This is a genomic window from Streptomyces sp. (assembly GCF_031181705.1).
Lineage (GTDB): Bacteria > Actinomycetota > Actinomycetes > Streptomycetales > Streptomycetaceae > Streptomyces.
This window is the reverse complement of record NZ_JAPSKN010000105.1, coordinates 1-8,100: the sequence shown is the minus strand read 5'-3', so window position 1 is coordinate 8,100 and position 8,100 is coordinate 1. Positions and strand designations below refer to the sequence as shown.

Here is an 8,100-nt window from a genome sequence, read left to right as displayed (position 1 = left end):
AGCGCAAGCCGGTCCCTCGTCGCAGGTGGTGGTCTCCGTGTCTCTCGCTCGCCCTTCGTTCGCGCCGTCGTCTCCCTCCTGGTCCGTCGCACCGGGCCCACCCGGGGCCGAGGTCCCCGCCACCCGCGAGGTGCCGAGGTTCGACCCGGTACGGGTGCGTGGCCGGTGCCGCTCGGGCCGGCTCGCGCGGCACCGGCGGCGGGCCGTCGCGGTCGGGCTCGCGGTCACGGCGACCGCGCTCGTGGCGGCGGGTCCGCGCGCCGCCGACGGGGCCCGCGGTCAGCCCCGGGCGCAGTCACCCGCCCGCACGGCCTCGCTCCCCGGGGAGCACTCAGCCCGTGCCCACCGGGCGGTCGGGGCGACGACGGCCCCGGTCCGGATCGCCGACGCCGCGACCGTAAGGCTGCTGCGGCCCGGTGACCGCGTCGACGTCATCGCCGCCGAGGAGACGGCGACGGGCGGGGACGCCCGGGTCGTCGCGCGCGGGGCCCGGGTGAGGGAGGTGCCGGAGCCGGTGGAGGGCGCCTCGGACGGCGGGGCGCTGATCGTGCTCTCGGTGCCGCGTGCCACCGCCGCCCGTCTGGCCGGCGCGAGCGCCACCGCCCGGCTCGCGGTGACGCTGTGGTGAGCGGTGCGGGGGCGAGGGGTGCGGGGACAAGGGGTGCGGGGGCGAGGGGTGCGGCGCTGCGGGGCGCGGTTCCTTCGCGTCCCTCGTTGGAGGGACCCACCTGCCCGGTCCGGCCCGACGGTGCCGTAGGTTGCGGAGCGTTTTGTTCCACAAGCTGCTCGTACGAGGAGAGGCCCCCAGGTGAGCGAGAAGAAGGACCCGAGCGTCTGGGAGGGCTTCAAGGCCTTCCTGATGCGCGGCAACGTCGTCGATCTGGCGGTGGCGGTGGTGATCGGTGCCGCGTTCACCAACATCGTCAACGCCGTGGTGAAGGGGATCATCAACCCGGTCGTCGGGGCCATCGGGACCAAGAACCTCGACCACTACAGCTCCTGCCTGAGCTCGGCCTGCGAGGGCGAGCAGGGCATCCGGATCCTGTGGGGTTCGGTCCTCGGCGCCACCCTCAGTTTCGTGATCACGGCGGCGGTCGTCTACTTCCTGATGGTCCTGCCGATGGCGAAGTACCTGGCTCGCATGGAGGCCCGCCGCAAGGCGAAGGAGGGCACGCAGGAGGTCATGGAGGTGACCGAGCTGGAGGTGCTGAAGGAGATCCGGGACGCCCTGGTCGCGCAGCGCGGCTCGGGGCACGACCGGCCGTAGCGTTCCGGGCGGCGGCCGTCCGGGTGTTTCGCCGGGGGTTGTGCCGGCTGTTTCAGAGGTGGTGCGGCGGCTTCTCGTCGAGGAAGCGCTTGAGGTCGGCCGCGCCGCCGGAGTCGGTGCGCTCGCCCCAGCCGCGGTCGGTGTCGTCGGAGGACTGCTGGTCGAGCGGGTCGTCGAAGACCAGCGCGGGCCTGGGCGCACGCGGCTCGGGTTCGGGGGCGGTGCTCATGCGTCCAGGGTACGGTCGCGGAGAAAAACGCGGCGCCTTCTGCTGTGCTGGGAATCATGATCTCCAGCGCCCCTCTCCCGCCCGGCCCCTCCGGCGCGCCCGGCGGCCGGGGTCCGCTGCGCCGGCTGAGGGCCCGGGGCCGCGACGAGGAGCACCGGACGGCCTCGCCGCTGGAGCTCTTCTTCGACCTGTGCTTCGTCGTGGCCGTCGCCCAGGCCGGCGTCCAGTTGGTGCACGCGGTCGCCGAGGGGCACGCGGGCGAGGGGATCGTCGACTACGCGATGGTGTTCTTCGCCCTGTGGTGGGCCTGGATGAACTTCACCTGGTTCGCCTCGGCGTACGACAACGACGACGTGCTGTACCGGGTGGTCACGCTGGTGCAGATCGCGGGCGTGCTGGTCCTCGCCGCTGGGGTCTCCCAGGCGTTCGAGGAGCACGAGTACCTCCTGGTCTGGCTGGGCTACGTCATCATGCGGCTCGCCCTGGTGGCGCAGTGGCTGCGGGCGGCCCGGTCGAGCGAGGGCCCGGAGCGGGCGACGGCCCTGCGCTACGCCGGCGGTGTACTGCTGTGCCAGGTCGGCTGGCTGGGGCTGCTGTTCCTGCCCGAGGGGGCCCGGCCCTGGTGGTTCCTGGCGATGGCGCTGCTGGAGATGTGCGTGCCGCCGTTCGCGGAGCGGGGGTACAGCACGGCCTGGCATCCGCGCCACATCGCGGAGCGGTACGGCCTGTTCACCATCATCGTGCTGGGCGAGACGATCGCCGCGGCCACGGTCGCCGTGAAGTCCGGCGTCGACGAGAACGACGCGCTGGGCGAGCTCCTCCCCATCGCGGCGGGCGGCCTGCTGATCATCTTCGCCGCGTGGTGGCTGTACTTCGTGGTGCCCGTCCACGGCCATCTGCGCTCCAACCGGCAGGCGTTCCTGTGGGGCTACGGCCACTACCTGGTGTTCGCCTCGGCGGCCGCGATCGGGGCGGGGCTGGAGGTGGCGGTGGAGCAGACGGTCGGCAAGGCGCACCTCTCCACGCTGGCGGCGTCGGCCGCCGTGACCCTGCCGACTGCCCTGTACCTGCTGACCCTGTGGGCCCTGCAGTCCCGCCACTTCAAGGTGGGCATCACCCAGCAGCTGGTGCTGCCGGCGACGGCTCTGCTGGTGATCTGCTGCACGTTCCTGGGCGACTGGGCGGTGTTCACGGCGGGCGTGGTGTGCGCGCTGTCGGTGGTGGCGGGAGAGACGCTGGCGACGCGCCCGGCGAGGATCCGCGCCGCTTCGGGCCGGGCGGCCTGAGACGGCATCGTGCCAGCCGCGATGGTCCGCGCGGGCCGCCGTCTGGACGAGACTGTGCGCCATGACAGTCGAGGCTCGGATGGACGCTCTGACGGACGTGGCCGGTCTGCGGGTGGGACACGCGACCCGCGCCGGCGACGGCTGGCTCACCGGCACCACGGTCGTGCTCGCCCCGGAGGGCGGGGCCGTGGCCGCCGTGGACGTACGGGGCGGCGGTCCCGGAACCAAGGAGACGGACGCGCTGGATCCGCGCAACGTGGTGCGGAAGGTCGAGGCGGTGGTCCTGACCGGCGGCAGCGCGTACGGGCTCGACGCGGCGTCGGGGGTGATGGCCTGGCTGGAGGAGCGGGGGCGCGGGATCCGGGTCGGGGTGGACCCGGCGCACGTGGTGCCGGTGGTGCCCGCGGCGTGCGTCTTCGATCTGGGGCGGGGCGGCGACTTCCGGGCCCGGCCCGACGCGGCCCTGGGGCGGGCCGCGGTCGAGGCGGCCGCGGCGAGCGAGCCGGGCGCGCGGGTGCCGCAGGGGTGTGTGGGCGCCGGCACGGGCGCGGTCGTGGGGGTGGTCAAGGGCGGCGTCGGCAGTGCGAGCACGGTGCTCGGCTCGGGGGTGACGGTGGCGGCGCTGGCGGTGGCCAACGCGGCGGGGTCGGTGCTGGACCCGGAAACGGGGGTGCTGTACGGGGAGATGTTCCAGGGGCGGGTCGAGTACCCGCGGGCGGAGGTACACGAGGCCGCGCGGCGGCGGCTCGCCGAGACGTCCGCGCGGAGCGCGCCGCCACCGCTCAACACCACGCTGGCCGTGGTCGCCACGGACGCGGACCTGACGAAGGCGCAGGCGCAGAAGCTGGCCGGCACGGCCCATGACGGCATCGCCCGCGCGGTGCGGCCGGTGCATCTGCTGAACGACGGGGACACGGTGTTCGCGCTGGCGACGGGCGACCGAGCCCTGGACGCGGCGGATCCGCTCGCGCTCAACGAGGTCCTGGCGGCGGGCGCGGACGTCGTGACCCGGGCGATCGTCCGGGCCGTGCGGGCCGCCGAGTCGGTCGACGGGCCCGGTGGGGCGTGGCCGTCGTACGGCGAGTTGTACGCGGGGCGCTGAACGGGCCCTCCCGCGCGGCGAGTTGCGCCCAGAGCCCTGAGCGGGCCGCCCGCGCACGGCGAGCTGCACCCGGGGCGCGCCGAAAGGTCCGTCCGCGCACGACGATGTCCCAGCGGAACCGGACTTTGTCGCGGTTTCGTCACGTGACGGCGTTCACCGCGCACGGACGGAACCCGGCCGGGTGCCGGTCCCCTCTTCTCCCACGTACGGGAGCGGATCACGCACATCACATGAACTGGGAGCAGCCTGTGACAACGCCGAACATTTCAGCGCGGCGCACTCTGGGGGCCAGTGCCGCCCTGATGGTCGGCGCCCTGACGCTCACCGCGTGCGGTGGCAGCGCCAACGCCGAGAACGACGAGAAGGGCGGCGGGGGCGCCGCGAAGACGTCCGTGGCGAAGATCGCCATCTCGGCGAAGGACGGTTCGACCAGCGCGTCCATCAACACGACCGGCGTGAAGGTCAGCGACGGCAGGCTGACGGACGTGAAGATGACGGTGGCGGACGGCGGGCAGGCCGTGCCGGGCTCGCTCTCCGCGGACGGCCGGGTGTGGAAGCCCAAGGAGCAACTGGAGCGCGGGACGAAGTACCGGATATCCGCGACCGCCAAGGACGCGGCCGGCCGGACGGCAGCGGCCAACTCCATCTTCACGACGGTGACGACGTCGAACAGCTTCATCGGGACGTACACGCCGGACGACGGCACCACGGTCGGCGTGGGCATGCCGGTGTCGTTCACCTTCGACAAGGCGATCACCGACCGCAAGGCCGTGCAGTCGCACATCTCGGTCACGTCCAGCAGCGGGCAGAAGGTGGTGGGGCACTGGTTCAACGGCCAGCGCCTCGACTTCCGGCCCGAGGAGTACTGGAAGGCCGGGTCCAAGGTCACGATGAAGATCGACCTGGACGGGGTCGAGGGCGCGAACGGCGTGTTCGGCGTGCAGAAGAAGACGGTCACCTTCACCGTCGGGCGCTCGCAGGTCTCCACGGTCGACGCGAACACGCAGACCATGACGGTCGTGCGGGACGGCAAGACGCTCAAGACGGTCCCGATCTCCACCGGCGACGCGCAGCACACCACGTACAACGGGCAGATGGTGATCTCCGAGAAGTTCGTGCAGACGCGGATGAACAGCCGGACGGTCGGGCTGGGCGGCGAGTACGACATCCCGGACGTGCCGCACGCGATGCGCCTGACGACGTCGGGGACGTTCCTCCACGGCAACTACTGGTACAACAAGGGCAACCCGCCCTTCGGCCGCCAGGGCACCAGCCACGGTTGCGTCGGCCTCGCGGACGTCCGGGGCGCCGGGGGCAGCACGCCCGCCAAGTGGTTCTACGACAACTCCCTCATCGGGGACGTGGTGATCGTCAAGAACTCCCCCGACAAGACGGTGGCACCGGACAACGGGCTCAACGGATGGAACATGGACTGGGGCCAGTGGGTCGCGGGCAGCGCCTCCTGACCTCACGAAGCACTGCCCAGCAGGGGTTTTTGACGGACCGGCGGGGCCGCGCGGGAACTTTTCGCGCGGCCCGCGCGTTTTTCCGGACGTACGTTTTCTCGGTTCCCGGACATGATGTCCGACCGAGGGGCTACGGTATGCACCCACAAGGTGACATGCAGCAACGCCGGGAGAAACCTTGAGCGTTCCGTACGAGACGGCAGCGTACGAACCCCATGACTCGCCCGAGTCTCCGGAGGAGCACCTCGCGCGACTCCTCGGCCGTGCCCTGAACTCCTTCGAGCTACCGGACGAGACGATAAGGCGGCTGGACTGCGCGCTGGCGCACGACGGTTCGCTGCACTCCGCGCACCACAGCGCGGGCCTGCACCGGGAGACGTACCGGCACACGTGGCTACTGGCCGACGGCTCGGCGCTCACGCTCTGGGAGCTCGTCCACAACACCGCGCCGGGCAGACAGCCGCAGCACGAGGTGTACGTCGACGAGGAGGAGCTGCGTGCCGCGACCTCGCGGCTCCCGCTGCCGCCGGACACGCCGGACTTCGAACTTCCGGTGACGGTGCAGCTGCCCCCGGCTCCCACACCCCGGCACGCCTACGCGGCGGAGGACTCGGCGGACCACGCCCGCCGCTTACTGCGCCGGGCGGAGAACGAGGACCGGCCGGGCGCGGACACGGCGGCCCGGCTGGCCACGGCGGCCGGTCACCAGATCACGCAGGCCTTCGGCCGCCCCTGCCGCGCGGGCCGGGCGGGCCTGGGCTTCTCGCTCTACGAGCACGCGTTCCTGCTGCCCGACGGTGAGGAGCTCTCCCTGTGGGAGGTCGAGCACACGGCGACGCCGGACGGGCGGCACATGTGCGAGGTGTACGTGAGCGAGGACGCGGCGCGCGAGGCGATGGAGCGGCGGGCGGCACAGCTGTCGTAGCGCGTCGTGGCGCGGTTCAGTCGCCGTCGACGAAGTGGCGCACCAGGTCGGCGAAGGCGTCTGCCTCCTCGGGGGTCAGTTCCACGGACTCCGACCGGGAGCCCGTCCGCCGCTGCTGCGGGAGGGCGGGGAGGGAGTGGCGCTCGGGCCACCGCGAGACGTGATCGGACATGCGCCCCAGTAGACACCACGGCCCGGGACATCGGTCCCGGGCCGTGACTTTCGTGATCTATCTCGCAGGCGGCATGAACAGCTCACACAGCCCGAAAGGGACGGTTCCGCTGTACCTCAGGCCGCCACCGGCTGCTTCCGCTCCGCCGTCGGGGCCGTGGTGCCCTCGCCGGGAGCCGTGGCGGCGCCGGGAGCCGGCTTGCGCAGGCCCTTCAGCACGACGACCAGGGCGGTGGTGACGCAGACGCCCGCGGCGATGGCGACCAGGTAGAGCAGCGGGTTGCCGATCAGCGGGACCACGAAGATGCCGCCGTGCGGGGCGCGCAGGGTGGCGCCGAAGGCCATCGACAGGGCGCCGGTGAGCGCGCCGCCCGCCATCGAGGCGGGGATGACGCGCAGCGGGTCGGCCGCCGCGAACGGGATCGCGCCCTCGGAGATGAAGGAGGCGCCGAGCACCCAGGCGGCCTTGCCGTTCTCGCGTTCGGTCTGCGTGAAGAGCTTGCCGCGCACGGTCGTGGCGAGGGCCATCGCCAGCGGCGGAACCATGCCGGCGGCCATCACCGCGGCCATGATCTTCATCGCCGAGTCGCTGGGGGTGGCGACCGCGATGCCCGCCGTGGCGAAGGTGTAGGCGACCTTGTTGACCGGACCGCCGAGGTCGAAGCACATCATCAGGCCGAGGAGGGCGCCGAGCAGGATGGCGTTGGAGCCGGACAGGCCGTTGAGCCAGTCGGTCATGCCCTTCTGGGCCTCGGCGATGGGCTTGCCGATGACGACGAACATCAGGAACCCGACGATCGCCGAGGAGATCAGCGGGATCACCACGACCGGCATGATGCCGCGCATCGCCGCCGGGATCCGCACCTTCTGGATGGCGATCACCACGCCACCGGCGATGAGACCGGCGGCCAGACCGCCGAGGAAGCCCGCGTTGATCGTGAGGGAGATCGCGCCACCGACGAAGCCGGGCACGAGGCCGGGCCGGTCGGCCATGCCGTAGGCGATGTAGCCGGCCAGGACGGGGACGAGGAAGCCGAAGGCGACGCCGCCGATCTGGAAGAGCAGGGCCGCCCAGCTGTCGGCCTGCGTCCAGGTGAAGTGGTCCATCACCGACGGGGCCTTGTTGATCTCGTATCCGCCGATCGCGAAGCCGAGGGCGATCAGCAGACCGCCCGCCGCGACGAACGGCACCATGTAACTGACGCCGGACATCAGCCACTTGCGCAGCTTGGTGCCGTAGCCCTCGCCGGAGCCGCCGGAGCGCTCCACGGGGGTGGCCGGAGCGGATCCGGCGGTGACCTCTCCGCGGGCGGCCTTCTCGCGGACCTCGGCGATGAGTTCGGCGGGACGGTTGATGCCCGCCTTCACGCCGACGTCGACGGTGGGCTTGCCGGCGAAGCGTTCCTTCTCCCGTACGGGCACGTCGTGGGCGAAGATCACGGCGTCGGCGGCCGCGATGACCTGTGGGTCGAGCCGGGTGAAGCCGGCCGAGCCCTGCGGCTCGACGGTGAGTTCGACGCCCGCCTCGCGGCCGGCGTTCTCCAGCGACTCGGCCGCCATGTACGTGTGGGCGATGCCGGTGGGGCAGGAGGTGACGGCGACGATGCGGAACGGCCGCTCCTCAGCGGGAGCGGTGCCGGCGGTGGCCGTGGCG

Annotated in this window: 9 protein-coding genes; 6 read left to right on the top strand and 3 right to left on the bottom strand. The window is 72.4% G+C overall.

Translation table 11 applies throughout. The features are described from left to right. The first annotated feature begins 37 nt into the window (after nucleotides 1–37). Both RIN80_RS19560 and mscL read left to right on the top strand, forming a co-directional pair. Entirely contained in the window at nucleotides 38–628 is a 591-nt protein-coding gene (locus tag RIN80_RS19560; RefSeq protein WP_309096910.1) for a hypothetical protein, read from the top strand. Between the two features lie 180 nt (nucleotides 629–808). Further along, the gene (gene mscL, locus RIN80_RS19555) at nucleotides 809–1,267 is read left to right on the top strand and encodes a large conductance mechanosensitive channel protein MscL (protein WP_309096909.1); all 459 of its coding nucleotides are present in this window, start codon (nucleotides 809–811) and stop codon (nucleotides 1,265–1,267) included. A gap of 52 nt (nucleotides 1,268–1,319) precedes the next feature. Here the strand turns inward: mscL and RIN80_RS19550 are convergent, their stop codons facing one another. Then, the gene (locus RIN80_RS19550; protein WP_309096908.1) at nucleotides 1,320–1,496 is read right to left on the bottom strand and encodes a hypothetical protein; all 177 of its coding nucleotides are present in this window, start codon (nucleotides 1,494–1,496) and stop codon (nucleotides 1,320–1,322) included. A gap of 56 nt (nucleotides 1,497–1,552) precedes the next feature. On the opposite strand from RIN80_RS19550, the gene RIN80_RS19545 reads away from it, so the two are divergent. The 4 genes from RIN80_RS19545 (at nucleotide 1,553) to RIN80_RS19530 (ending at nucleotide 6,275) form a co-directional block, all read left to right on the top strand. Continuing rightward, nucleotides 1,553–2,782 (top strand): low temperature requirement protein A, encoded by a 1,230-nt coding sequence (locus RIN80_RS19545; RefSeq protein ID WP_309096907.1) that lies wholly within the window; start codon nucleotides 1,553–1,555, stop codon nucleotides 2,780–2,782. A 61-nt stretch (nucleotides 2,783–2,843) separates the two neighbouring features. Next, nucleotides 2,844–3,884, top strand: a complete 1,041-nt coding sequence (locus RIN80_RS19540; RefSeq protein WP_309096906.1) for a P1 family peptidase — start codon at nucleotides 2,844–2,846, stop codon at nucleotides 3,882–3,884. Between the two features lie 248 nt (nucleotides 3,885–4,132). Further along, entirely contained in the window at nucleotides 4,133–5,350 is a 1,218-nt protein-coding gene (locus RIN80_RS19535; RefSeq protein WP_309096905.1) for an Ig-like domain-containing protein, read from the top strand. 178 nt (nucleotides 5,351–5,528) lie between these two features. Continuing rightward, nucleotides 5,529–6,275, top strand: coding sequence for a DUF6227 family protein (locus RIN80_RS19530; protein ID WP_309096904.1), 747 nt, complete (start codon nucleotides 5,529–5,531; stop codon nucleotides 6,273–6,275). Between the two features lie 16 nt (nucleotides 6,276–6,291). Here the strand turns inward: RIN80_RS19530 and RIN80_RS19525 are convergent, their stop codons facing one another. Together RIN80_RS19525 and RIN80_RS19520 are read right to left on the bottom strand one after the other, a co-directional pair. After that, nucleotides 6,292–6,447: a hypothetical protein gene (locus RIN80_RS19525; RefSeq protein ID WP_309096903.1), complete on the bottom strand. Its 156-nt coding sequence runs from the start codon at nucleotides 6,445–6,447 to the stop codon at nucleotides 6,292–6,294. 116 nt (nucleotides 6,448–6,563) lie between these two features. Then, nucleotides 6,564–8,100 (bottom strand): fructose-specific PTS transporter subunit EIIC (locus RIN80_RS19520; RefSeq protein WP_309096902.1); only part of this gene is annotated, 1,537 nt, incomplete at its 5' end.